This is a genomic window from Variovorax sp. 10L426 (assembly GCF_056395305.1).
In genome coordinates this window covers 94,844-120,271 of the sequence record NZ_JBFTJF010000018.1, presented here as the reverse complement: position 1 = coordinate 120,271, position 25,428 = coordinate 94,844, and the positions used below count along the sequence as shown (strand labels likewise).

Below are 25,428 nucleotides of genomic sequence, written 5' to 3'. Positions count from 1 at the left end.
GCTCACTGGGGTCGCACCCCAGTTCCGCTTGGCGCCTAGATTGGGCCCTCTCTGGGGCCTCACGCGAGGGTGATTCATGTGTTAACAGGCCCTAGTCAGCGTAGGGCGCCAGCTTGTCGGCCGCAATCTCTGCCGACTGTTCGATCTCGACGATTCGAACGAGGTCCAGCAGGTTGAACCGGCCATCATGGTGCCAGCCCGCCTCGGGCGAACTCATCGCGCCAACGGCGCTGATCCGTGTCACGCCGGCGGCGCCCAGCAGTTCCGAAAGCCGGAACAGTTCAGCCGGCGCCGCGGCCACACCCGCCGTCTGCAAAAAGGGCCGGTGTGTTTCGATCTGCGCGACCACTTGATCCAGCGCATCGACCGCGACGACCTGGATGCTGCGATTCGATGCCGTCGGTGCCAGATCCTTCGCCTCGTCGGTGTAGGCAACGCCGAAGGCCGCACCATCCTCGCCGATCGGCTCGTCGCCGAACCCGACGCCCGCTGCCACCGCGTGAAGCTCGATGCCCTGGCGCCAGCCGGCGACCGCAGCCGAATCTTCCAGCGCGAGGGCCCGGCGCGGAAAGCGGTCCTGCAGGTTGGCGAGCTCGCTCGCGAGGTACTGCGCGAACTGACGCGGCGACACCCTGCCGCCTCGTTCGACGTAGTAGACATGGGGGGAGTAGCAGCCTTGCTGGTCATAGCGCATCACGTCCCAGGCGGCCAGGCGTGCCGTCGCCGGCGCGCGCAGGGAGTCGAGCGCCGAGGCGCTGACCAGGCCGAAGCCCAGCTTGTGGCCGTAGGGCAGGAAACGCGTCGTGACCGGCAATTGGCGCCGGATCTGCTCCAGCGAATCGTTGCCACCATAGGCCAGCACCGTGTCCGCCTCGGCATACAGGGCCGCCGCCTGTTCCTCTTCGCCGCCTTTCCACCACACCACGGCCACACAATCGGCGAGGGGAGGGTGGACTTCGGCCAGCAGCCGCGCGAACAGGCCCGCGAACAGCGGCTCCGCGCTGGGCAGCTTGCCGATGTTGCCGGCCTTCACGAGCAGCCCGCAGACCAGGCTCCAGAGCGGAATGGCCGGCACGTTGCCGGCCCAGCTGTGGACCAGCAACTCCGGCCCGAAGGCCTTTGCCGCGCCGCCCTTTGGGCGTGGCTGGAATTCGTCCAGCAACTTGGGGTTGGCGAAATCCTCGGCGACGAAGCGATGCAGCTGCGGCGCGCGAAAGGTCTTGAAGAATGCCGTGAGGCCCAGGCGGACCATCTCGGCGTCGTAGCCGCCGACGATCGGCAACAGTTGGTCGAGCTCCCTCCGGTAGGGGTCGGCCGGGTCCAGCAGGCGGGCCATCGCGCGATCGACCACGTCCACGATCCCGGACACGGTCATGGTCTTCAGATGGCGACGGCTGGCCTGCCCGACGCGGACGGCGAGGGCGCGCATCTGATCGGGGCTCAACACGGGCACGGCGACCTCCAGTCGGGTCGGGCCCGATTCGAAGTTCAGGGCCTGCCACTGCACGTCCGCCGGCGCGAGGCCCGGCAGGTAGCCGGCGGTCGCATGCAGCGTCGTCATGCGGCCGCCCGGATGAATTCCTCCACCGCCAGCGAGCAGCCCTTGGCTTGCGCGCCCTCGGCGCGACCCAGCAGCAGGAAGCCGCCGTCCGCCGCCAAGCCCACGTCCTCGGTCAGGATGGTGGTCACCGAATTGAAATTGGCGAGATCGCAGTGGACCAGTATCCCGCGCTCGGAAGGCTCGACTTCGCGGCCTGTGAGCGGGTCGATCAGGCGAGAGCGGATCCAGTGCGGGCCGGACTTGACCGAGGGTACCGATGCATTGCCTGCATCGTAGAACTGCGTGCTCAGCTCGGTCATGCCGTACATGTTGATGCAGTCCGATCGCTCGATGCCGAGCAACGTGGACAGCTCCGTATAGAAGGTGTCGAGCGGCAGATCGCGCGACTGTCCCTTGTAGCCGCCGGTGTCCAGCACTCGGCTGCCCGCCGGCAGGCGGAACGACAGGCCGCGCTGTTTGAGCTCGTCGATCAGGTGCACGAAGCTGTAGCTTGCGCCGAGCAGCGCAAAGGGCTCGCCGCGATGCTGTGCATCCGACAGGGCCTCGCAGAGCCCCTGGAGGTCCAATCCCTGCGGGCTCATGAAGTAACGGCTCTCCGCGGTTCCGAAGGCGTCCCGTGCCAGCGCCAGATAGTGGGCGAGCGAGGAATTGGGCAGCACGGTCTCGGTGGGGAACAGGATGCCCATTTGCATCCGGCCTTGCCCCTGCATGAAGCGCTGCGAGAAGTTGCGGATCATCGAGCGGTCGTAGACCGCCAGCGTCGGATGGAAGTGACGGCCCTTGACCTCGCTGCGGGTGGTGCCGCTGGTCATGAAGACCCGATCTGTTGCGGCCGGCGGCTCGCAGCGCAGCGCCAGTTCCTTGAAGGCATCGATCGGCACTGCCGGGATGTCGCTCCAGCGCTTCACGCTTCGCAGGGTCGCGCCGCGCCGCTGGCAGAAGCGCCGGTACGGCTGGTTGTTGGCGTACTGGTAGGCGAACAGCCGTAACGCCAGACGATCGAAGTCGGCGTCGGTGCAACCGTCTTGCGCAATGAAGGCGAGGACGTCAGCGACCATTTCGTCGGCTGCCACCATGGGCGCAGGTTGTTTCGCAGAGGAGTTGTGCATGAGGCCTTCTTCGTGACCGTGAAACGGGTGCTCCGAGGGCCGCTTCGATGTCGGCAGGATTCGCCGATGATCAAAGCAACTGCTCTTCTTCCGCCGGTCCTAACCGGTTCAAGTTCGCGGGTTTGAATCTCAGCACTGTTGCGTGCACCCCGGAGCATCGCGGATTTTATCCGTATCCGCGGTTGCCGCAGCGCCGAATTCCAAACCCGCCGGAACGTCGAGCGGGGCTTGGCAGCGTTGTCAGCGCCCACGTGCGGATTCGAGGGTCGTCGTCCTTCTCGCCTTCAAAGAGGGCGGAGGGCGTCAGGCCGCTTGCCTTGAGCCCCAAGGTCGTCAGGTTGACGAGGTGCAACGGTGACGTCGCCCGCTTCGTGGTGGAGTCGCAGCAGGAGGCGGACTTCGCCATCGTGGTGGCCGATGCCTGGCAGGGGCTCGGCCTGGGACGCGAACTGATGTCGCGCCTTGTCGCCGCGGCGCGCCGATACGGTCTTCGCAAAGTGAGCGGGCATGCGCTCGCGACCAATACAGGCGTGCTGGCGCTCGCTCGGCGATTTGGATTTGCTGCACTGCGTCTGTCGGGCACCGTGACCACGCTTCGCCTGGATCTTCAGAGGACGTCATGACTTCCCAATCCACGCATATCAAGCGCTTCGAGCTGTGGTTTCGGTCTCTCTTCAACCAGGGTCGCGGGTTCGCCTTCGCGTGCGACTCGGCAGGCCGGGTGAACATGGATCAACTCTCGGAGCGCGGCCGCCGCAACTACCTGTTCGCCAAAGCGATGGTCGGCCGTGAGTTTGCGACCCCGAGCGTTCGCACGGCTCCGGTTTCTCTCCTTTCCTGACCCAGCAATTGGACGCCATCATCTTCGGAGGCGCGCCAATGCAAGGGCGGAGCGGGGCCAGAGGCCGAAGCGAACATCCGGTAACTGTGCTTCACGCTTCTGCGTGCTGACGACACGGGACCGACACAGGAGCGCTCGACGATGGAATCGCCAACCCAAGGAGACCCAGATGAAAAGCCTCGCACTCGTTCTCGCCGCATTGACCTTGTCCGGCTGCATCGTCGCGCCGTACCACAACTACCGTCCGCCGCCGCCGCGCGGCGGCGCCTACATGGACCGCGACGGCGATGGCGTGCCCAACCGGTACGATCGCCGTCCCAACAATCCGTATCGCTATTGAGCTTGGCTTGAAGTCCGGCAGACGTGCATCGCAGGGCGGCAACGTCAGCAGAGGCTACCAGCGCCTGAGATTTGAACTTCAGCAAAAAAGAGAGCCATCGGTGGGTGGTCCACCAGGATGGCTCTGGAGAGCCGCCGACCTTTGCAGAATCGGCGTACTTGCAACCTTCGTGATTTGAGCGCGACGCGCTCAAGACGTTCCCTTCGTGCTGCCGCTTCGCCTCCTGCCCGCCGATTCTCGCGCGCAGTGATTCCTCCAGGCAGACACGCGAGGCCGGGCGCATCGTGAGCGTGGCGGTAATAGTCGCCGTTGGCGTGAACACCGTCAGATGGACGCGCTATGCTTTGCTCGGGGAGTTCCACTCGCCGCGGCAGGACGTGATCTTGTCGACCAAGATCGGCCGCATCATGGACGCCTTCTCCAAGCCGCCGCCGAAAAACCCGAACGTTTTCTCGCCTGGCTTTGCCGGCGGCCATCCGCATGCGGCGCGCTTTGACTATTCCTACGACGGCACGATGCGCTCCGTCGAACAGTCCCTGCTGCGCACCGGGCTGGACCGCCTGGACATCCTGCTGATCCACGATTGCGACGTGTGGACGCACGGCCCGGTCGATGCGCCAGTGCGCTTCAAGGAGGCGATGGAGGGCGCCTACAAGGCGCTCGACAGGCTGCGCAGCGAGAAGACCGTCGCAGCCATCGGATTCGGCATCAACGAGTCCGACGTCTCGGTGAAGTTCGCGAAGGCCGGCGACTTCGATGTGGCGATACTGGCTGGCCGTTACTCATTGCTGATCCAGAACGCATTGGACGAATTCCTGCCGCTGGCGCTCGAAAAGAACATCGGCGTCATGCTCGCAGGTGTGTTCAATTCCGGCATCCTCGCAACCGGCGCCGTGCCCGGCGCCAAGTTCGAGTACGGGCCCGCGCCCGAAGACATCATGGATCGCGTGCGCCGGATCGAAGCGATCTGCGCCGCGCACGCCACGCCGCTGCGCCGCGCCGCGCTTCAGTTCGCCATGGCGCATCCCGCGGTCGTGACCGTGCTGCTCGGCGGCGTGACGCCGCAGGAGGTGCTGGCCAACTCCGCCGATGCCGACCATGCGGTGCCGGCCGCACTGTGGCGTGACCTCCAGTCCGCCGGCCTGCTGAACCCGGCTGCGCCGATTGGCTAAGCGCCAATTCAGTGCGCGCTCCCGCCCTTCGCGCCAGTTGCCTATGCCAAGGCATCGCCCCTGAAAATCGACGGCTCCATTCGCGAACATACTGTTTTGCCACTGCTCCAGAAGGCGCTGCGGGGCAGCCCGCTGCGGCAGAGCTTCCATCGGTCGGCGAGGACCGGACATCGAGCCACCCATAGCTCGACCGCACAGCTCAACGGCGTTCAAGCTAGAGCCCGCCTTCTCGTTGACGCCTCCGCCTCGTGTAGATAAGTCGTAAATCCATCCTTGGCGGGCGGAACGGAATTGAGCAGCATCACTGCGCTGACCTGTCCGCGATGACCTGTTCCGTGCGTGACAACATGCATGAGCATTTCCTCGCGGGACATACGGCCCGCGGCCCCGTCAGTGAACGCGAAGTCGATTCGTTCGGCCAATTGGTCGCGATCGAGCGTCGACGCATAGTCGATGTATTCCTGATCGCTTCTTCTGAGATCAGCGGATAGATCTTCGAGCGCAGGCATCTCGCTCAAGTTGGCCGATGTGTACGCGTGAGCTTCTCGCCTAAGGTGCGCGGCGAATATTCGATCGACCACGTATGTGTGGCTCAAAGCCTTGATGGCCAACGTCGTGATTGGGGAACTGCCCTCGAGTTGGGCCAGCGCCGTCAATAGCTGGTTGTTCGCCCAAGCTTTGTATCTGAAGAGGTGGTGCAATGTGTCGTCCATGTCGTGGGGTCTCCTGAGGGGTTTGCGCGCGACAGGTCTTACATGCAAGAAGTTGCGCCGCCCGTGCGTGTGTGCTCAGAATATGAGTGATTGTTCGCTTTTTCTACTCGCATTGACGGCACCAAGAAATGGCGCGAAAGCTCATCACCAGGCCCAGGAAAATCGCCACTCAGGGGCGGTCGCGCGCGACTGTGGACAACCTGATCGAGGCAACCGCTCGCATTCTGGTCAAGGACGGCTTCGACAAGGCCAGCACCAACCGCATCGCGGAAGTCTCGGGGGTGAGCATCGGCTCGCTTTATCAATATTTCCCCAGCAAGGAGGCACTCGTCGTCGCCGTGATCGAGCGCCACCAACAGCAGATCATGCAAACGGTGCGGAGCGAGTTGACGCAGGTCTCGACCCAGCCGCTGGACAAGGCAATGCGCAAATTCGTCGCTGTCGCGGTAGAAGCGCACCGTCTCGATCCCCAACTGCATCGAGTGCTCGCCGAGCAGATCCCGCGCGTGGGAAAGCTCGAGAAGCTGGAAACCTTCAGTCGCGAAAATTTCAGTCTGTTCAGGGCCTATCTCGAAGGAGTTCGGGACGAGCTCGCTGTCGATGACCTGGAGCTCGCATCTTTTGTGTGCGTCACCACGATCGAGGCGTTGACGCATAACGCGGTGCTGCACCATTCCAAAGTGCTGACCGACGATCAGATGGAAGCGCTCATCGACGAGGGGGCGCGCCTCGTGACCGGCTATCTGAAAGGCTAGCGCGGAAACCATCTCCGTGTGACTGCGCAGATCGTGGCGTTCCTCATCGGCATGCGCATCAAGCAGCCCTTGAAAGCGTCAAGATCGCGAGCCTTGAAGGTTGAACTGCTTCTTCGGCGCGTCCAGCTTGACCTTGGTCGGGCCGACCTCCCCGACGTCCGCCCACGCCTTGGCGTCGAAGTGGAACTCGGCGACGGCGCATGTGGGCATGTCGATGACCTCGCTCGACAGCCGGTGCGCGAGGTTGGTGAACTCGGGGTTGTGGCCGAAGAGCATCACGCGGTCTACCTTGTCATCGAGTGCGCAAATGACGGCGAGCAAGTCGTCCAGGCTGCTGGCGTAGAGCCGATCTTCGACAATGATGTCCTTGCGTTGGTAGCCGATCTCGTCGGCGATGAGCTGTGCCGTTGTCAGCGCGCGCAGCGCCGGGCTCGACACGAGCAGATCGGGCTTGAGCCCGCGCTTGCTGAGGCGCTTCCCCATTGCGGGCGCGTCCTGGCGGCCGCGATCGTCCAACGGTCGTTCCCGGTCGGGCAAGGACGGATCGTCGCGACTCGATTTGGCATGCCGCACTAGAAACAGAGTTTTCATGATCAACTTTCGAGCTGATTCAACTCTATACCGGCACGCGCAACCGGAAGGCAAAGTCTCGCAGACAGCACGGGCTTGCAGGCGGTTTCGAGACGGCCGACACTGGGTCAAGTAGCGCCCGAAAGGCAACTTGGGCTCCTGTTTCCCAAGGAAGTCAAGGAGCGCTTACGAATCGTCGTGAGGTCCTCGAATGTCAGACATCAGCTCGTGGCTCCAAGGTCTTGGCCTTGAGAGGTATTGCGAGGTCTTCGCCAGCAACGACATCGACGTGACGGTCGTGCCGGACCTGACCGAACAGGACCTTGAAAAGCTAGGGCTGTCGCTCGGCCACCGCCGCAAGCTCCTCGCCGCGGCGTCCAAGCTGCGGCAAGCCACCACCATGCCTGCCGGCCCCGTTGCGCCTGCTCCGGCCGCCAAGGAGGTCGAACGCCGCCAGGTCACCGTGGTGTTCACGGACCTGGTGGGCTCGACCGCGATCGCCAGCCAGCTCGACCCCGAGGACCTGGACCAGTTGTTGCGCAGGTATCGCGATGCCTGCGCCCGCGTGATTGAGAGCTTCGACGGCCACATCGCCCAATACCTGGGGGACGGGGTACTGGCCTACTTCGGCTATCCCCAGGCACAGGAACAGTCGACTGAGCGCGCGATCCGATCGGCGCTCGAGATGGTGATGGCGGTCGCTGGTCTGCAGCGCCCCGATGGCCAGGCGTTGCAGGCCCGCGTCGGCGTCGCCACGGGCCTGGTCGTCGGGCACTCTGCCGGTGACGGACACGAACAGACAGTGGTTGGCGATACGCCGAATCTGGCAGCCCGTCTGCAAGCGCTTGCCGAACCTGGGAGCGTGCTGGTGAGCCCGATGACACGGCAACTCAGCGGCGAATTCTTCGAGTACGTGTCCGCCGGCGAACACGCGCTGAAGGGCTTTGACAAGCCCGTTCCGGTCTGGAAGGTGGTGCGCGAACGCAGCGTCGAGAGTCGGTTCGCCGCATCGCGCGGCAGACTTGCCGGGCCGATCGTCGCGCGCGAGCGGGAACAGGTCTTCCTTCTCGATTCATGGCAACGTGCGGTCCAGGGCAATGGCCACCTCGTGTTGCTCGGCGGCGAAGCAGGAATGGGCAAGTCGCGGTTGCTCGAGGCGCTCGCGGAGCGGGTATGTGACACGCCGCATCGGCTGTTGCGCTGCCAATGCTCTCCCTATCACCGCAACAGCGCGCTGTACCCGCTGACTCAGTTGCTGCGGCATGAAGCCGCAATTCAGCCCGAACGCGCGATTGAAGAGAATTTGAGCAAGCTCGAAGCCCTGCTGCCGCGCCTCGGCCGGACTTCGCGCCGGGACCTGCTTTTGATCGCAGAGTTGCTCGAACTTCCAACACCCGACCGCCTGTCGCCGATGGAGATGACCACCGCGCAGCGCAACCTGGAAATACTCGCCATCCTCGAAGACTTCATGCTGGCCACGCCCGACGATGTGCCGGTGCTGTTGCTGTTGGAGGACGCGCACTGGAGCGACCCCACGACGCAAATCCTGGTGGAGCGGCTGCTGTCGCGCATCGGATCGTGCAGGGTGCTGGCCCTTGTCAGCCACCGGCCCGAATTCCGCAAGCCCTGGGGCGAGCACATGAACGCCACGGCCATTTCATGCAAGCCCCTGGGACTCGATCAAAGTGCTGCGGTGGCCCGCCGTGCCGCTGGCACCTGGCCGATCGACGAGGCGCTGATCCGGCAGATCGTGGAGCGCAGCGATGGGGTGCCGCTGTATGTCGAAGAACTCACCAAGGCAGTGATCGACATGCAGGCTGCGCACGCCGTTTTCGTGCCCTCGACACTGCAGGATTCCCTGATGTCCCGGCTGGATCGTCTGGGCGAAGCCGAGGACATTGCGCTGGTGGCCTCCGTGATCGGGCGCCATTTCTCCTACCCGCTCCTGGCCGCCATTGCCGGCGTGCAGGAGGCCACGCTGCGCGGGGGCTTGGACCGGTTGCTCGGCGCAGGCCTCGTATTCGCCACCGAGGACCCGCAGCAGGGTGGTTACAGCTTCAACCATTCGCTGGTGCAGGAGGCGGCGTACCAAAGCCTGTCGCGCAGCCGTCGCCAGGCCTTGCACCTGAGAATTGCCGAACTGCTGGCGTCGCAGCAGGACACCTCGGCCGTCAGCGCGCCTGAGATTGTTGCCCACCATTTCGACCGCGCTGCGCAGCCAGAGCGATCGTGCGCGTATTGGATGCTCGCCGCGGAAAGGTCGGGGTGGCGCTCGGCCCATGCCGAAGCCATCGCCAACCTGAACGCCGCGCTGGCGCAGGCAGAGCAAATCACCGACGCCGCGACGCGTGCGCGCTGCACGATCGAAGCGAAGCTCAAACTTGGTGCGACCTTCAACATCCAGTCCGGGCCGCTGAGCCATGACATGGCAGCGGTGCTGACGCAGGCCTATGCGCTGGCCAAGGAGGCCGACTCCGAACGGCAACTGTTTCAGGCGACATGGGGGCTGTACATCACCAAGGCCAACTCGCGCCAGTTCGACGATGCCCGCACGCTGGGCGAGGAATTGTTGGAGATCAGCCGCAAGCTGGGCGATGACGATCTGCAGATGGAAGGCTTGCATCACCGCTGGGGCTTCTGGTACTTCACGGGCCAGACCGGGAAGATGCTGGAGATGACCCGCGAAGGCATTCGCCGCTACGATTCGCAGCGCCATCACCGCCTGTCCCAGGTGTATGCGGGTCATGACCTGGGTGTCTGTGCCCATTGCTGCACCGCCATCGGGCTGGGCCTGGGGGGTCTGGCACAGGATGCCGCCACCAGCCTGGACTCCGCGTTGGCGCTTGCGGAGTCGGTGCAACACCCGCTCAGCCTGACATTCGCCCTCGGCAACGGCAGCGTCGCCATGCAACTGGCCGGCGACATCGAAGCCTGTCAGAACATGGCTGAGCGCGAGATGCAGGTGGCAAAGAAATACGACTTGCCGCTGCAGCACGGGCTGGGGCGATTCATGTTCGGCCTGGCGCGCACACAGCAGGGCGACATCGCCGCTGGGCTGGCCATGATGGAGGCGAACCACGACACGGCGGTCAGGCACAGTTTTCTCGGCGTGTATCCGCATTTGGTCATGATCGAAGCGCTGAGGCGGGGCGGCCGCGGCAAGGAGGCGTTCGCGCTCGTCACGCGCACTTTCGACACGCTGATTTCGCCGGAAGTGGGCATCCATGTTTCGGAGCTGTGGCGGCTGCGTGCAGAGCTTGCGCTGGCGGACTCGGCCGCGAACGCGGCGCTCGCCGAAGGTTGGCTGCGTACCGCCGTGCGCATCGCCTCGGAGCAGGGTGCTACGGTCTACCAGACAAGAGCTGAGTCGGCGCTGGCTCAGTGGGTCGATTGAAGGCAAGCTATTCGCTCGCACCAGGGACGAGTCCGCGCGTCAGTTTGCCGAAAGGCCGAGGCCCATAATTAAGAATTCAGATTGACCCTGAAGCAGGAGACAAGCCCATGAGTCGTTATGCGGAGTTCTATCGCCGTTCCATCGACACGCCGGAGGCCTTCTGGGCCGATCAGGCCGCGCTGATCGACTGGAAAACGCCCCCGGCGCAAATCCTCGATGCCAGCCAACCGCCATTCGCGCGTTGGTTCGCGGGCGGGACCACGAATCTTTGCCATAACGCGGTCGACCGGCATCTTTCGACTCGGGGAGGTCAACGCGCATTGATCTTCGTATCGACCGAAACCGGCGTCGAGAAGAGCTATACCTTTCGCGAACTGCACGCCGAAGTCCAGCGCACGGCAGCCAGCCTGATCGAACTCGGGGTCGGCAAGGGTGACCGCGTACTGATCTACATGCCGATGATTCCGGAGGCCGCGTTCGCGATGCTGGCCTGCGCGCGCATCGGCGCCATCCACTGCGTCGTCTTCGGCGGCTTTGCCAGCGGATCGCTGGCATCGCGCATCGAGGACGCATCGCCCAAGGTCATCGTCAGCGCGGACGCGGGATCGCGCGGCAACAAGGTGCTGGCGTACAAGCCGCTGCTGGACGAGGCGATCCGGCTGTCGGCTCACAAGCCCTCGGCCGTGCTGCTGGTCGACCGCGGCTTGGCGCCGATGGCACTCACGGAAGGTCGCGACCACCTCGCGGCGCCGCTCTTCGAAAAGCACCGCGACACGCCGGTGCCATGCACGTGGCTGGACGCGACCGACATCAGCTACACCATCTACACGAGCGGCACGACCGGCAAGCCCAAGGGCGTGCAGCGCGACACCGGCGGCTACGCAGTGGCGCTTGCCGCGAGCATGAAGCACATCTTCGACGGCCGCGCCGGCGAAACGTATTTCTCGACCAGCGACATCGGCTGGGTGGTCGGCCACAGCTACATCGTCTACGGCCCCTTGATCGCCGGCATGGCGACCATCATGTACGAAGGCCTGCCCACGCAGGGCATCGACCAGCAACCCGATGGCGGGATCTGGTGGCGGCTGGTGGAGAAATACAAGGTGACGGCGATGTTCAGCGCGCCCACGGCCGTGCGGGTGCTCAAGAGGCAGGACCCCGCACTGCTGAAGAAATACGACCTGTCGAGCCTTCGCGCGCTGTTCCTCGCTGGCGAGCCGCTGGACGAGCCCACCGGGCGCTGGATCGGGGACGGCCTGGGCGTTCCGATCGTCGACAACTACTGGCAGACGGAGTCCGGCTGGCCGATCCTGACCGTGGCCAACGGGGTCGAGCGCACGCCCAGCAAGCTCGGCAGTCCTGGAGTCCCGATGTACGGGTTCAAGGTCAAGATCCTCCATGAGGCAACCGGCGAGGAACTGACCGGTGCCGGCGAGAAAGGCGTTGTCGCCATAGAAGGCCCGACGCCGCCGGGCTTCATGCAGACGATCTGGAAAGACGATGCGCGGTTCGTCAATACCTATTGGAAAAGCATCCCGGGCAAGATGGTCTATTCGACCTTCGACTGGGGCATTCGTGACGAGGATGGCTATTTCTACATCCTGGGCCGCACCGATGACGTGATCAACGTCGCCGGCCATCGGCTGGGCACGCGCGAGATCGAGGAAAGCATCTCGGGCCATCCGAATGTCGCCGAGGTCGCGGTCGTGGGCGTCGCGGATTCGCTGAAAGGGCAGGTGGCCATGGCGTTCGTCGTGCCGAAGAACGCCGTGGCAGCCGCCGATGCCGATTCGACATTGCGACTGGAAGGAGAAATCATGAAGCGCGTCTCCGACGACCTGGGCGCCTTGGCCCGTCCGGCGCGCGTGCGCTTCGTGACAGCGTTGCCCAAGACCCGCAGCGGCAAGCTGCTGCGCAGGGCGATCCAGGCAGTCTGCGAACAGCGCGACCCCGGCGATCTGACAACGATCGACGATCCCTCCACACTAGAGCAAATCAAGCAACTGCTCTAACCACCCGCACTACCGTATTCCAGAAATACCGCGGAACCGGCTTTGCCGGGCCGCTGGTGTTGCCCCCGGTGGGGGGTGGGCGCCCCGACACGAAGTGCGGGGCAACCTGGGGGCGAGCTACAATCCCGCCGTACTCAGGCCCTTCCCCAGCCACAGTCGCATCCGCCAATCGGTTCAGCCGTGTCGCGGAAGGTTTCTTAACCAGCTAGTGCTTCCTTCAGGGAAGCGAAGGTCAGCGGAATATGAGCGATTCTTCGTCGACGTCTTCATCCGTCTACAGCGCCTATCAAGGCAATACCTACCTCTTCGGCGGCAATGCGCCCTATGTCGAAGAGATGTACGAAAACTATCTCTCCAATCCGGGCAGCGTGCCCGACAACTGGCGCTCGTACTTCGACGCGCTGCAAAACGTCCCCGCCACGGACGGAACCAATGCAAAAGACGTGCCGCACCTGCCGGTCGTCAACGCCTTCGCTGAACGCGCCAAGCAGGGCACGACCAAGGTGGTCGTTGCCAGCGGCGCAGACTCCGAACTCGGCCGCCAGCGCACCGCCGTCCAGCAACTGATCGCCGCCTATCGCAATGTCGGCGCCCGCTGGGCAGACCTCGATCCCCTCAAGCGCACCGAGCGTCCGGCCATTCCGGAACTCGAGCCGTCGTTCTACGGCTTCTCCGACGGCGACCTCGAAACGGTGTTCAACACGAGCAACACCTTCTTCGGCAAGGACACGATGTCCTTGCGCGACCTGCTCAACGCGCTGCGCGAAACCTACTGCGGCACCATCGGCGCCGAGTACATGTACATGACCGACCAGGCGCAGAAGCGCTGGTGGCAGCAGAAGCTCGAAAGCGCCCGCACCAATCCGAAGCTCAATCCCGAGCAGAAGAAGCGCGTGCTTGAACGCCTGACCGCGGCCGAAGGCCTCGAGCGTTTCCTTCACACCAAGTACGTCGGGCAGAAGCGCTTCTCGCTCGAAGGCGGCGAGAGCTTCATCGTCTCGATGGACGAACTCATCGACCAGGCAGGCCGCCGTGGCGTGCAGGAAATCGTCATCGGCATGGCGCACCGCGGTCGCCTGAACGTGCTGGTCAATTCGCTGGGCAAGCTGCCCGCGGACCTGTTCGCCGAGTTCGATCACACCGCGCCCGAAGACCTGCCGAGCGGCGACGTCAAGTACCACCAGGGCTTCAGCTCCGACGTGTCAACGTCCGGCGGACCGGTGCACCTGAGCCTGGCTTTCAATCCTTCGCACCTCGAAATCGTGAACCCGGTGGTCGAAGGCTCCGTGCGCGCCCGCATGGACCGTCGCGCCGATCCGCTCGGCAAGCAAGTGCTGCCGGTCATCGTGCACGGCGACGCGGCCTTCGCAGGCCAGGGCGTCGTGATGGAAACGCTGGCGCTGGCCGAAACGCGCGGCTATTCCACCGGCGGCACGGTGCACATCGTGATCAACAACCAGATCGGGTTCACCACCAGCGACCCGCGCGACAGCCGATCGACGCTGTATTGCACCGACATCGTCAAGATGATCGAAGCACCCGTGCTGCACGTGAACGGCGACGATCCCGAAGCCGTGGTGCTCGCTACCCAGCTCGCCCTCGAATTCCGCATGGAATTCCAGAAGGACGTGGTCGTCGACATCATCTGCTTCCGCAAGCTCGGTCACAACGAGCAGGACACGCCGGCGCTCACCCAGCCGCTGATGTACAAGAAGATCGCGCAGCACCCCGGCACGCGCAAGCTGTACGCCGACAAGCTCGGTGCCCAAGGCATGGGCGAAACGCTCGGCGACGACATGGTCAAGGCGCAGCGCGCGGCATTCGACGCCGGCAAGAACACGTCGGACCCGGTCCTCACCAACTTCAAGAGCAAGTACGCCGTCGATTGGAGCCCCTTCCTCAACAAGAAATGGACCGACGCCGGCGACACGGCGATTCCCACCGCGGAATGGAAGCGCCTGGCGGAGCGCATCACCAAGGCGCCCGACAACTTCACGGTGCATCCGCTGGTCAAGAAGGTGCTCGACGATCGCGCGGCGATGGGTCGCGGCGAGGTCAATGTCGACTGGGGCATGGGCGAGCACATGGCCTTTGCCTCGCTGGTTGCCAGCGGCTACCCCGTCCGCCTCTCGGGCGAAGACAGCGGCCGCGGCACCTTCACGCACCGTCACGCGGTGCTGCACGACCAGAACCGCGAGAAGTTCGACGTCGGCACCTACGTGCCGCTTCAGAACGTGGCCGAAAACCAGGCGCCATTCGTCGTCATCGACTCCATCCTGTCCGAAGAAGCGGTGCTCGCGTTCGAATACGGCTACGCCTCCAATGATCCGAACACGCTCGTGATCTGGGAAGCGCAGTTCGGCGATTTCGTCAACGGCGCGCAAGTCGTGATCGACCAGTTCATCGCATCCGGCGAAGTCAAGTGGGGCCGTGTCAATGGCATTACGCTGATGCTGCCGCACGGCTATGAAGGCCAGGGTCCGGAACACAGCTCGGCGCGCGTCGAGCGCTTCATGCAGCTTTCCGCCGACACCAACATGCAGGTCGTGCAGCCGACCACGGCCAGCCAGATCTTCCACGTGCTGCGTCGCCAGATGGTGCGCAGCCTGCGCAAGCCGCTGATCATCATGACGCCGAAGTCGCTTCTGCGTAACAAGGATGCGACGTCGCCGCTGTCCGAGTTCACCAAGGGCGGCTTCCAGACGGTCATCCCGGACACCAAGGACCTGAAGGCGGACAAGGTCAAGCGCGTCATCGCGTGCTCGGGCAAGGTCTACTACGACCTGGCCAAGAAGCGCGAGGAGAAGGGCACCGACGACGTGGCGATCATCCGCGTCGAGCAGCTGTATCCGTTCCCGCACAAGGCATTCGCCGGCGAACTGAAGAAGTACCCCAACCTCGTCGACGTGGTGTGGTGCCAGGACGAGCCGCAAAACCAGGGGGCGTGGTTCTTCGTGCAGCACTACATCCACGAGAACATGCTGGAAGGCCAGAAGCTCGGCTACGCCGGCCGTGCCGCTTCGGCATCGCCTGCGGTGGGCTACTCGCACCTGCACCAGGAACAGCAGAAGGCGCTCGTCGACGCCGCCTTCGCCAAGCTCAAGGGCTTCGTGCTGACCAAGTAAGAAGAACTCGATTCAATTCACAAAGAAACACGAAGCGGAACGCATAAAAATGTCCATCGTTGAAGTCAAAGTCCCCCAGCTGTCCGAGTCCGTGGCCGAAGCCACCATGCTCCAGTGGAAGAAGAAGGCCGGTGAAGCGGTCGCGGTCGATGAAATCCTGATCGAGATCGAAACCGACAAGGTCGTGCTGGAAGTGCCGGCCCCGTCGGCCGGCGTGCTGGCCGAGATCGTCGTGGGCGACGGCGCAACCGTCGTGGCTGAACAGCTGATTGCGAAGATCGACACCGAAGGCAAGGCCGGCGCTGCGGCACCTGCCGCCGCATCGGCGGCTGCGCCCGCGGCCGCTCCGGCCTCGGCACCGGCTGCTGCAGCAACCGGCGCGTCGAAGTCCGACGTCGCCATGCCCGCCGCCGCCAAGCTGCTCGCGGACAACAAGCTGAGCACGGCCGACGTGACCGGTACCGGCAAGGACGGCCGCGTCACCAAGGGCGACGTGCTGGGTGCAGTGGCTGCCGGCACGACCGCCAAGGTCGCGGCGCCCGTGCCCGTTTCCACCGGTGCACCGAAGACGGCGCTGCCGCAAGTCGCCGCGCCCACGGGCCTGTCGAATCTCGGCGACCGTCCCGAAGAGCGCGTGCCGATGAGCCGCCTGCGCGCACGCATCGCCGAGCGCCTGCTGCAATCGCAATCGAGCAATGCGATCCTGACCACCTTCAACGAAGTGAACATGGCGCCGGTCATGGAGATGCGCAAGAAGTTCCAGGATGCGTTCACCAAGGAACACGGCGTCAAGATCGGCTTCATGAGCTTCTTCGTGAAGGCCGCGGTGCACGCGCTCAAGAAATACCCGGTGATCAACGCCTCGGTCGACGGCAACGACATCGTCTACCACGGCTACTTCGACATCGGCATCGCCGTCGGTTCGCCCCGCGGCCTGGTGGTGCCAATCCTGCGCAATGCCGACCAGATGAGCTTTGCCGACATCGAGAAGAAGATCGCCGAATTCGGCCAGAAGGCCAAGGACGGCAAGCTGGGCATCGAGGAAATGACCGGCGGCACGTTCTCGATCTCCAACGGCGGCACCTTCGGTTCGATGCTGTCGACCCCGATCATCAATCCGCCGCAATCGGCCATCCTGGGCGTGCATGCGACCAAGGACCGCGCCGTGGTGGAGAACGGCCAGATCGTGGTTCGTCCGATGAACTACCTCGCGATGAGCTACGACCACCGCATCATCGACGGCCGCGAAGCGGTCCTCGGCCTGGTTGCCATGAAGGAAGCCCTGGAAGACCCAGCACGCCTCCTGTTCGATATTTAAGCTCGCCCCCAGGCTGCGCGCACTTCGTGTCGCTTCGCCAACCCCCTGCCGGGGGCGACACCGGCGGCCCGGCAAAGCCGGTTCCGCGGTGTCTTCCGAAGAAGACACGATGCAGTGCGGGCTGAAAAAATGAAACGGAAATTCCAATGAGCAAACAATTCGACGTCATCGTCATCGGTGGCGGCCCCGGCGGCTACGTTGCCGCCATCCGCGCGGCGCAGCTCGGCTTCAACGTGGCCTGCATCGACGAGTGGAAGAACGCCAAGGGCGGTCCGGCATTGGGTGGCACCTGCACCAACATCGGCTGCATTCCCTCCAAGGCACTGCTGCAATCGTCCGAGCACTACGAGCACGCGGGGCACAGCTTCGCGGATCACGGCATCAAGGTCGAAGGCCTCGGCCTCGATGTCGCGAAGATGCTGGCCCGCAAGGACACCGTCGTGAAGCAGAACAACGACGGCATCGTGTACCTGTTCAAGAAGAACAAGGTCGCGTTCTTCCACGGCCGTGGTTCCTTCGCGAAAGCTGCCGAAGGCGGCTATGAGATCAAGGTCGCGGGGGGCGCCGAAGAGAGCATCGTCGGCAAGCACATCATCCTGGCGACGGGATCGAATGCCCGCGCGCTGCCAGGTGCGCCATTCGACGAAGAGAAGATCCTTTCGAATGACGGCGCGCTGCGCATCGGCGGTGTGCCGAAGAAGCTCGCGCTGATCGGCTCGGGCGTGATCGGCCTCGAAATGGGCTCGGTGTGGCGCCGCCTCGGTTCCGAGGTCACGGTGCTCGAAGCGCTGCCGACCTTCCTCGGCGCCGTCGACGAGCAGATCGCCAAGGAAGCCAAGAAGGCCTTCGACAAGCAGGGCTTGAAGATCCATCTCGGCGTCAACGTCGGCGAAGTCAAGTCGGGCAAGAACGGCATCAGCATCGCCTACACCGACGCCAAGGGCGAAGCGCAGACGCTCGATGTCGACAAGCTGATCGTCTCGATCGGCCGCGTGCCCAACACCAACGGCCTGAATGCCGAAGCGGTGGGCCTGAAGCTCGACGAACGCGGCGCGATCATCGTGGACGACGACTGCAAGACCAGCCTGCCCAATGTGTGGGCGATCGGCGACGTGGTGCGCGGCCCGATGCTGGCGCACAAGGCCGAGGAAGAGGGCGTTGCCGTGGCCGAGCGCATTGCCGGCCAGCATGGACACGTCAACTTCAACACGATCCCGTGGGTGATCTACACATCGCCGGAGATCGCCTGGGTCGGCGAGACCGAACAGCAGCTCAAGGCGAGCGGCCGTGCCTACAAGGCCGGCACTTTCCCGTTCCTCGCGAACGGGCGCGCCCGCGCGCTTGGCGATACGACGGGGATGGTCAAATTCCTGGCCGATGCGGCGACCGACGAAATCCTCGGTGTTCACATGGTCGGCCCGATGGTCAGCGAGTTGATCTCCGAAGCCGTGGTGGCCATGGAGTTCAAGGCAAGCGCCGAAGACATCGCTCGCATCTGCCACGCGCACCCGTCGCTGTCGGAGGCGACCAAGGAAGCGGCTCTGGCCGTCGACAAGCGCACGCTGAACTTCTGACCTGTGGGCGTCGTCAGGCAGGCTTATGACGCGGAGTTGACCGCGCGGGGTTTCAAGAGCGACCCCGCGCAGTTGCGCGCCATCGAAGCGCTCGACCGTTGCGCGAGCGAATGGGCCGACTTCAAGGCCCAGCGATCGAACGCGTTCAAGAAGCTGATCAACCGGCCGGAGATCCCGCGCGGCGTCTATATGTACGGTGGCGTCGGGCGCGGCAAGAGCTTCCTGATGGACTGCTTCTACAACGCCGTGCCGCTCAGGCGCAAGACGCGCCTGCACTTTCACGAGTTCATGCGCGAGGTGCATCGCGAGCTGGCCGATCTTCAGGGCACGGTCAATCCGCTGGACGAGCTCGGCCGGCGCATCGCCAAGCGCTATCGGCTGATTTGCTTCGATGAATTCCACGTCGCCGACATCACCGACGCGATGATCCTGCACCGCCTGCTGGTGGCGTTGTTCGAGAACGGCGTGGGCTTTGTCACGACGTCCAACTTCAAGCCGGATGACCTCTATCCCGGCGGATTGCACCGGGATCGCATCATGCCGGCGATCGCCTTGCTGAACGAGCGGCTCGAAGTCATCAGCGTCGACAACGGCACGGACTACCGCCGCCGGACGCTGGAACAGGTGCGCCTCTATCTCACGCCGAACGGCGCCGCCGCCGACAAGGAGATGCGCAAGGCCTTCGAGCGCCTCGCCGAAAGTGCCGACGAGAACCCCGTGCTGCACATTGAGTCGCGCGAAATCCATGCGCTTCGCAAGGCCGGCGGTGTCGTCTGGTTCGACTTCAAGACGCTGTGTGGTGGTCCTCGGTCCCAGAACGACTATCTCGAGATCGCAACCCAGTTTCACACCGTGCTGCTGTCCGACGTGCCGCACATGCCGGTGCGCATGGCGTCGGAAGCACGTCGTTTCACATGGCTGGTCGACGTGTTCTACGATCGACGCGTGAAATTGATCATGTCTGCCGAAGTCCCGCCCGAGGCGTTGTATACCGAAGGTCCACTGGCGCACGAGTTTCCACGCACGGTTTCCCGACTCAATGAAATGCAGTCGGCCGAATTCCTGGCGCTCGAACGTCGTGTCGTCGATACCCGCCTGACATGAAGAGCACTGTCGTCGCCATGCTGCTCGGACTGGCTGTCCTGCCTCTCTGGGCGCAGACATCCGCCACAACCGCCAATGCGGATCTGGACGCTGAACGCGCGCGCCTCAGCGAAGAGCGAAAGGCCGTGGAAGCGCGTTACGCGACCGAGCAGGCAGCTTGCTACAAGAAGTTCGCGGTCGATGGCTGCCTTCAGGACAGCCGGCGCCGCCGCCGTACCGAGACCGAGGACATCAAGCGGCAGGAGGCGGCAATCAACGATTTCGAACGCAAGCGCCGGGGCGCGGCGGAGCTCGACAAGCTCGAGCAGCAGAAGCCGACGCAGCAGTCGCAGGATGCGGACGCGAAGCGCGAGCAATCGCTGGAGTCGCAGAAAGGCCGTGAGCAACGCGCGGCCGAACATGCGGCAAGCCGGGCGCAGACCGCTTCGGAGGAAGCGGAGCAGAAGCGCCAGTTCGAGAACAAGCAGCGCGCTCACGCCGAAGAGCAGGCCAAGGCGGCAAATCAAAAGGCCCAGGGCCCGAGCCAGCAGGCGGAATACGAAGCGAAGCTGAAGAAGGCCGAGGAGCATCGGGCCGATCTGGAGCGGCAGAACGCGGCGAAGACCAAGCCGCGCTCGGCACCCCTGCCGGCACCCGGCGCGACTTCACCGGCCCCTGCGGTTCCGGCGACTCCCTGAGTCGACGACCTCCGGCGGCTTCAGCCTTCCGCCGGTAGCGGCTCGAGCTTCAGCACGACGATGGAGATGTTGTCGCCAGTCCCGCGTGCGCGCCGACGCGCTTCGGCCACGAGCAACTCGACAGCGGCCCGCGGGGGCTGATCTTCCAGTAGTGCACCCATTTCCTCGGGCGTGAAGTAGTGCCACAGCCCGTCGCTGCAGGCCATCAACACGTCGCCGGTCATCATTCGCGGGATGAAATGGATATCCACCGGTGGCGGCGTCGACTTCATGCCCAGGCATCCCAGGAGGATGTTGCTCTGGGGATGGAGATTGGCCTCTACGTCGTCGATCTCGCCGCGGTCAACGAGCACCTGGACGTAAGAATGGTCCTTGGTGCGCTTGATCAGCCGGCCCTTGTGGAAGTGATAGATGCGCGAGTCGCCGGCATGGATCCACGCGCAATCGCCTTCGGGATTCATGAGGAAAGCAGCCAGCGTGCTGTGCGGTTCCTGCTCGCTCGACACGGCGGTGAGCTTGATCACCGTATGGGCGTCTTCGAGCATTTGCCGCAACACGCCAACCGGTTCGTCCCGGCCCGGCTTGTAGCGCCCGAAGAGTTGGCGCGCCGTCATCAGGACCTGGTCGGAAGCCTTGCGCCCGCCGCTGCGACCGCCCATGCCGTCGGCGACGACGCCCAGCACGCAGCCGGGCGCACGCGGGTGGGTCATGATCAGGACCTGGTCTTGCTGGTAGGGACGATCGCCTTGATGGAGGCCGGTGGCGGCGGCGAGTCGAAAGCTTCGGGTCATGTGGGCGCGGAGGCGCCGATGGCGCGATCTCTCATGTTTTCGTGTGAGCTGAACGAAGACGTATTATCGAGTGAACGCAAGCCGCGGAAGAGCCGTGAACTTGCGCCGTTTGTGAATTGCGCACGTTGGACTCCAATCTTCACTCTATTTCGCGCCAGCTGATCGAGCTTCGGATCGAACACGCCGACCTCGACGCCTCCATCGACCGCCTTGGGGACGCCGCTTCGCGCGACGAGTTGCTGCTGCGGCGCCTCAAGAAGCGTCGCCTTGCGCTGCGCGACGAGATCTCGCGCCTCGAACGCGCCCTCGACCCGCAAGAGCCAGCCTGATGTCCCTCGAGCAAGAAGTGCGCGGGGCGTTTGCGCAGGATGGCGTGCTCTCGCATGCCGCCGAACAGTTCCGCGAACGCGAAGGGCAGACGCAAATGGCGTTGGCCGTTTCCCGCACCATCGAACAGGGCGGCGTGCTGGTGGTCGAGGCCGGGACTGGCGTGGGCAAGACATTCTCATATCTCGTCCCTGCGCTGCTCAGCGGGGAGCGGGTACTCCTGTCGACCGCCACGAAGACGCTCCAGGACCAATTGTTCGGCCGCGATCTGCCACGCCTTGTCGCGGCGCTTGGACTGCCGGTGCGGACCGCCTTGCTCAAGGGGCGCGCCAGCTACCTGTGCCTGCACCGGCTCGATCTGGCGCGCCACGACGCATCACCTGAGCGCGCCTCGCTGCGCACCCTGGCGAAGATCGAGCAGTGGTCCAAGGCGACTCGCACCGGCGATCTGGCCGAACTGCCGGGCCTGGACGAGCGTTCGCCGCTGATTCCATTGGTGACATCCACCCGGGAAAACTGCCTGGGCGCCCAATGCCCTCAGTTCAAGCCGTGTCATGTCAATCTGGCACGGCGTGAAGCCATGGCGGCTGACGTCGTCGTCATCAATCACCACCTGTTCTTTGCCGACCTCGCGGTGCGCGAGTCGGGCATGGCAGAGTTGCTGCCGACGGTCCGGGTGGTGGTTTTCGACGAAGCACATCAGTTGAACGAGACCGGCGTCCAGTTTCTTGGGGTCCAACTCGGGAGCGGCCAGGCGCTCGATTTCGCCCGCGATCTGCTGGCGGCCGGACTCCAGCATGCGCGCGGGCTGGTCGACTGGCAGCAGCTTGTGGCGGCCGTCGAGCATGGCGCGCGTGAGTTGAGACTGTCCGTCGGCAAACAGTATCCGGGCACCAAGCTGCGATGGACCGGTGAGTCGCCTGAAGGCATACCGATGGACGACTGGCAGGGCGCGCTCGACGCTTTGCAGCAGGCATTCGAGGCGGCCGGCCGGGCGCTCGATACAGTGAGCGAGCTTTCGCCCGATTTCGGGCGTCTGCACGATCGCGCGCAGCAACTTTCCGGGCGCGCAAAGCGCTTTGCCAAGGCGTGCCCCACGGGCTCGGTGCGCTGGGTGGATGTGGGCTCGCAGTTGCGGCTGGTCGAATCGCCGCTCGACATTGCCGAGGCGGTGCGGACACGCGTGCTCAAGTCCGACGCTGCCAATCCGGAAGAAGACGGGCGCGCCTGGGTATTCACCTCGGCCACGCTGGGAGACGATCCCAAGCTGAGATGGTTTACCGAGCCTTGCGGCCTCGACGACGCCGAAGTGCTGCGTGTTCAAAGCCCGTTCGACTACGCCCGCCAAGCGGCCCTTTACGTCCCGCGCGCTTTTCCCAAGCCCAATGACCCGACGCATGGCCATCGCGTGGCACGGCTTGCCGCCCGTGGCGCCGTCCGGCTCGGTGGCCGCACCCTGGTCCTGACAACGACCTTGCGCGCATTGCGCACCATCGGCGACGCCATGCGTCAGGAATTCGAAGGCCTGGAGGCGGGGCTTCGTCCTGAAGTGCTCGTGCAAGGCGAACTGCCGAAGCGCACGTTGATGGACCGCTTCAGAGAGGGCGCAGGCGAAGGTCGAAGCGGCTGCGTGCTGGTGGCATCGGCGTCGTTCTGGGAAGGATTCGACGCGCCGGGCGATGCCCTTCAATTGGTCGTGATCGACAAGCTGCCGTTCCCGCCGCCCAATGATCCGTTGGTGGAGGCGCGTTCCCAGCGCCTGGAGTCTCAGGGGCGAAGCGCTTTCAGCGACTATTCGCTGCCTGAGGCGGCCGTCGCGCTCAAACAGGGGGCCGGACGCCTGATCCGCCGAGAGACGGACATGGGCGTCCTTGCCATCTGCGACACACGCCTCGTCGCCATGGGCTACGGCCGCCGCCTCCTGGCTGCGCTTCCCCCCATGCGGAGGATTGAAAACGAAGAGGATTTCGACGCCGCCCTGGCCGAGTTGGAAGCGGTCAGAGCCACGGGATGAAGTGAAGCGCGAGAGAAGGAAGGCGAACCGGCCGCCGCCGGGCCGCCCCTAGGCAGCCGGGCCTCCTCTTCCGGGGTTACGCGCAGCGAAGCGAAGTGAAAAGCCGGGAGGCCCAGTTCACCAAAGCTTCCACCAGGGATCGTCCTTGGCGCGGAAGCCGCGAGTCATATACGCGCTCTTCGGATAGTTCGTGGTCAGCACACGCTGTGCGTCGTCCCGCAGATCGGTCAGGCCGAGCTTGTCGTAGGACATGACCATGATGTAGAGCGCTTCTTCGAGCGCAGGAGCTTCCCGGTAGTCCGCCACCGCGGCCTGAGCGCGGTTAATGGCCGCCAGATAAGCGCCTCGTTCGTAGTAGTACCGTGCCACGTGCACTTCGTACTGTGCCAGCGAGTTCACGATGTAGTTCATGCGCGCGCGCGCATCAGGTGCGTAGCGCGACTCGGGGAAGCGAGTCACCAATTCCTTGAAGGACTGGAACGATTCCTTGGCGGCCTTCTGGTCGCGCTCGGAAAGGTCCTGGCGCGTCATGAACGCGAAAAGGCCGAGATCGTCGTTGAAGTTGATCACGCCCTTGAGATAGAGCGCGTAATCAAACGCGGGACTCGCTGGGTGAAGCTTCATGAAGCGGTCGAGCGTGGCAACGGCCTGGACCTTGTCGCCTGCCTTGTACTGGGCATAGGCCTTGTCGATCTGCGCCTGTTGGGCAAGCGGCGTGCCGGCCGCGCGGCCTTCGAGCTTTTCGTAGAGCGGCACGGCCTTGTCGTAGGCGCCCGAGTCGGCCTCGTCCTTGGCCTCGGAGTAGATCTTGTTGGGGCTCCAGTTCGCGGTCTTGTCCTCCTTGAGCGACGAGCAGCCGGCCACCAGCCACGCAGCGGCGCACAAGGCCAGCCAGCCAGGGACAACCGATAATTTGGCGCGAAACATCAAAGAAGGCTTTCGTGAAACAGTTGCCCTCAATTATATCGGCCGGCCCCTCGGGCGGCACCTCCGAGGTGGCCGAGCACGAAGAGGCGGCCGACCTGTCCGACGCCAGCGAGATCCGCACTTTCCTGATCGGCGAAGGCCAGCACGGCCAGCGACTCGACCGTGCGCTCGCCGCACTGGTCCCCGAGTTTTCCCGCAGTTACCTCCAGCAACTGATCGAGGCAGGCGTGGTGGAGGTCCAGGGGCGCGTGGTCACCAAGACTTCGGCGACCGTTCATGCCGGCGAATCGGGTCGTATCGAATTGCGACCGACGCCGCAAAGCCAAGCGTTCCGGCCGGAGGTGATGGACATCGAGGTGTTGTACGAGGACGAGCACCTCCAGATCATCGACAAGCCGGCAGGGTTGGTCGTGCATCCCGCGCCGGGCAATTGGAGCGGCACGCTGCTCAACGGCCTGCTGGCGCTCGACCCCAAGGCCGCACTGCTCCCGCGCGCCGGCATCGTCCACCGGCTCGATCGGGACACGAGCGGGTTGATGGTGGTCGCACGCAGCCGGGCTGCCATGGATGCGCTCGTGGCATTGATCGCCGCCCGCGATGTCAAGCGCCAATACCTCGCGCTCGCGCACCGGAGCTGGCAAGGCGCCCGCGCGCGCCACGTGGACAGCCCCATCGGCCGCGATCCGCGCAATCGTCTCCGCATGGCGGCGGTCGACCTGGAGCGTCATTCGGGCAAGCCGGCGCGCACGCTCATCGAATCCCTCGACAGCAACGAACTCGGCTGCGCAGTGCGATGCACCCTCGAGACGGGACGCACCCACCAGATCCGCGTGCATATGGCGTCGATCGGCCACCCGCTTGTCGGCGACGCGCTTTACGGCGGCACCGAGTCGGCCGGGCTGACGCGACAGGCGCTTCATGCCTTCCGGCTCGGATTCGTGCATCCCATGACAGGGGAGGTGATGGAATTTCACTCACCGCCGCCGCCTGACCTCGTGCACGCATTGTCGAACTGGGGGCTGGATTACAATCGCGCCTGACGGTCCCGAGGGCCGCGCCGGCGACCTGATGCCGGCCTCGCGCTGCGAATGCCGCGTGCCTCCA

Annotated in this window: 21 protein-coding genes and 1 riboswitch; of the genes, 15 read left to right on the top strand and 6 right to left on the bottom strand. The window is 64.4% G+C overall.

Annotated features, from left to right (window positions below; translation table 11 throughout):
• Nucleotides 1-91: 91 nt before the first annotated feature.
• Both AC1DHL_RS23950 and AC1DHL_RS23945 read right to left on the bottom strand, forming a co-directional pair.
• Complete coding sequence (locus AC1DHL_RS23950; protein ID WP_478163601.1) at nt 92-1,561, bottom strand: acyl-CoA reductase; 1,470 nt, start codon at nt 1,559-1,561, stop codon at nt 92-94.
• Nucleotides 1,558-2,670: a LuxE/PaaK family acyltransferase gene (locus AC1DHL_RS23945; RefSeq protein ID WP_478163600.1), complete on the bottom strand. Its 1,113-nt coding sequence runs from the start codon at nt 2,668-2,670 to the stop codon at nt 1,558-1,560. Before AC1DHL_RS23945 ends, AC1DHL_RS23950 begins: the two co-directional genes overlap by 4 nt.
• Before the next feature lie 68 nt (nt 2,671-2,738).
• Nucleotides 2,739-2,832, bottom strand: a riboswitch (TPP riboswitch).
• A 155-nt stretch (nt 2,833-2,987) separates the two neighbouring features.
• On the opposite strand from AC1DHL_RS23945, the gene AC1DHL_RS23940 reads away from it, so the two are divergent.
• The 4 genes from AC1DHL_RS23940 (at nt 2,988) to AC1DHL_RS23925 (ending at nt 5,023) form a co-directional block, all read left to right on the top strand.
• A complete protein-coding gene (locus AC1DHL_RS23940; RefSeq protein ID WP_478163599.1) occupies nt 2,988-3,293 on the top strand; it encodes an N-acetyltransferase family protein in 306 nt (101 codons plus the stop codon).
• Nucleotides 3,290-3,511 carry a hypothetical protein gene (locus AC1DHL_RS23935; RefSeq protein WP_478163598.1) on the top strand — a complete coding sequence of 74 codons (222 nt, stop codon included), beginning with the start codon at nt 3,290-3,292 and terminating at the stop codon, nt 3,509-3,511. Before AC1DHL_RS23940 ends, AC1DHL_RS23935 begins: the two co-directional genes overlap by 4 nt.
• A 169-nt stretch (nt 3,512-3,680) precedes the next feature.
• Nucleotides 3,681-3,851, top strand: coding sequence for a hypothetical protein (locus AC1DHL_RS23930; protein ID WP_478163597.1), 171 nt, complete (start codon nt 3,681-3,683; stop codon nt 3,849-3,851).
• Between the two features lie 284 nt (nt 3,852-4,135).
• Nucleotides 4,136-5,023: an aldo/keto reductase gene (locus AC1DHL_RS23925; protein WP_478163596.1), complete on the top strand. Its 888-nt coding sequence runs from the start codon at nt 4,136-4,138 to the stop codon at nt 5,021-5,023.
• Between the two features lie 209 nt (nt 5,024-5,232).
• On the opposite strand, the gene AC1DHL_RS23920 is transcribed toward AC1DHL_RS23925, so the two are convergent.
• Nucleotides 5,233-5,736, bottom strand: coding sequence for a DinB family protein (locus AC1DHL_RS23920; protein ID WP_478163595.1), 504 nt, complete (start codon nt 5,734-5,736; stop codon nt 5,233-5,235).
• Nucleotides 5,737-5,864: 128 nt separating this feature from the next.
• On the opposite strand from AC1DHL_RS23920, the gene AC1DHL_RS23915 reads away from it, so the two are divergent.
• On the top strand, nt 5,865-6,491 hold the full coding sequence (locus AC1DHL_RS23915; protein WP_478163594.1) for a TetR/AcrR family transcriptional regulator: 627 nt from the start codon (nt 5,865-5,867) through the stop codon (nt 6,489-6,491).
• A gap of 78 nt (nt 6,492-6,569) precedes the next feature.
• Here the strand turns inward: AC1DHL_RS23915 and AC1DHL_RS23910 are convergent, their stop codons facing one another.
• Complete coding sequence (locus AC1DHL_RS23910; RefSeq protein ID WP_478103847.1) at nt 6,570-7,082, bottom strand: SixA phosphatase family protein; 513 nt, start codon at nt 7,080-7,082, stop codon at nt 6,570-6,572.
• A 190-nt stretch (nt 7,083-7,272) separates the two neighbouring features.
• Here AC1DHL_RS23910 and AC1DHL_RS23905 point away from each other — a divergent pair, with 190 nt between their 5' ends.
• The 7 genes from AC1DHL_RS23905 to AC1DHL_RS23875 all read left to right on the top strand — a co-directional run bounded on the left by AC1DHL_RS23905 (nt 7,273) and on the right by AC1DHL_RS23875 (nt 20,265).
• Nucleotides 7,273-10,455 carry an adenylate/guanylate cyclase domain-containing protein gene (locus AC1DHL_RS23905; protein WP_478163593.1) on the top strand — a complete coding sequence of 1,061 codons (3,183 nt, stop codon included), beginning with the start codon at nt 7,273-7,275 and terminating at the stop codon, nt 10,453-10,455.
• 107 nt (nt 10,456-10,562) lie between these two features.
• Nucleotides 10,563-12,467, top strand: coding sequence for a propionate--CoA ligase (locus AC1DHL_RS23900; RefSeq protein ID WP_478163592.1), 1,905 nt, complete (start codon nt 10,563-10,565; stop codon nt 12,465-12,467).
• 242 nt (nt 12,468-12,709) lie between these two features.
• Complete coding sequence (locus AC1DHL_RS23895) at nt 12,710-15,592, top strand: 2-oxoglutarate dehydrogenase E1 component (RefSeq protein WP_478163591.1); 2,883 nt, start codon at nt 12,710-12,712, stop codon at nt 15,590-15,592.
• A gap of 49 nt (nt 15,593-15,641) precedes the next feature.
• Nucleotides 15,642-16,910, top strand: coding sequence for a 2-oxoglutarate dehydrogenase complex dihydrolipoyllysine-residue succinyltransferase (gene odhB, locus AC1DHL_RS23890; RefSeq protein ID WP_478163590.1), 1,269 nt, complete (start codon nt 15,642-15,644; stop codon nt 16,908-16,910).
• 146 nt (nt 16,911-17,056) lie between these two features.
• Complete coding sequence (gene lpdA, locus AC1DHL_RS23885) at nt 17,057-18,484, top strand: dihydrolipoyl dehydrogenase (RefSeq protein WP_478163589.1); 1,428 nt, start codon at nt 17,057-17,059, stop codon at nt 18,482-18,484.
• Between the two features lie 3 nt (nt 18,485-18,487).
• Nucleotides 18,488-19,588 carry a cell division protein ZapE gene (gene zapE / locus AC1DHL_RS23880; protein WP_478103839.1) on the top strand — a complete coding sequence of 367 codons (1,101 nt, stop codon included), beginning with the start codon at nt 18,488-18,490 and terminating at the stop codon, nt 19,586-19,588.
• On the top strand, nt 19,585-20,265 hold the full coding sequence (locus AC1DHL_RS23875) for a hypothetical protein (protein WP_478163588.1): 681 nt from the start codon (nt 19,585-19,587) through the stop codon (nt 20,263-20,265). The genes zapE and AC1DHL_RS23875 overlap by 4 nt, the downstream gene beginning before the upstream one ends.
• 20 nt (nt 20,266-20,285) lie before the next feature.
• Here the strand turns inward: AC1DHL_RS23875 and AC1DHL_RS23870 are convergent, their stop codons facing one another.
• A complete protein-coding gene (locus AC1DHL_RS23870) occupies nt 20,286-21,056 on the bottom strand; it encodes a PP2C family protein-serine/threonine phosphatase (RefSeq protein ID WP_478163587.1) in 771 nt (256 codons plus the stop codon).
• Between the two features lie 125 nt (nt 21,057-21,181).
• Here AC1DHL_RS23870 and AC1DHL_RS23865 point away from each other — a divergent pair, with 125 nt between their 5' ends.
• Both AC1DHL_RS23865 and AC1DHL_RS23860 read left to right on the top strand, forming a co-directional pair.
• Nucleotides 21,182-21,385 (top strand): DUF465 domain-containing protein, encoded by a 204-nt coding sequence (locus AC1DHL_RS23865; protein WP_478103835.1) that lies wholly within the window; start codon nt 21,182-21,184, stop codon nt 21,383-21,385.
• Nucleotides 21,385-23,397: an ATP-dependent DNA helicase gene (locus AC1DHL_RS23860; RefSeq protein WP_478163586.1), complete on the top strand. Its 2,013-nt coding sequence runs from the start codon at nt 21,385-21,387 to the stop codon at nt 23,395-23,397. The genes AC1DHL_RS23865 and AC1DHL_RS23860 overlap by 1 nt, the downstream gene beginning before the upstream one ends.
• 117 nt (nt 23,398-23,514) lie before the next feature.
• Here AC1DHL_RS23860 and AC1DHL_RS23855 read toward each other — a convergent pair whose 3' ends face one another.
• Nucleotides 23,515-24,324 carry an outer membrane protein assembly factor BamD gene (locus AC1DHL_RS23855; protein ID WP_478103832.1) on the bottom strand — a complete coding sequence of 270 codons (810 nt, stop codon included), beginning with the start codon at nt 24,322-24,324 and terminating at the stop codon, nt 23,515-23,517.
• 14 nt (nt 24,325-24,338) lie between these two features.
• On the opposite strand from AC1DHL_RS23855, the gene AC1DHL_RS23850 reads away from it, so the two are divergent.
• Nucleotides 24,339-25,364: an RluA family pseudouridine synthase gene (locus AC1DHL_RS23850; RefSeq protein ID WP_478163585.1), complete on the top strand. Its 1,026-nt coding sequence runs from the start codon at nt 24,339-24,341 to the stop codon at nt 25,362-25,364.
• Nucleotides 25,365-25,428: the final 64 nt, after the last annotated feature.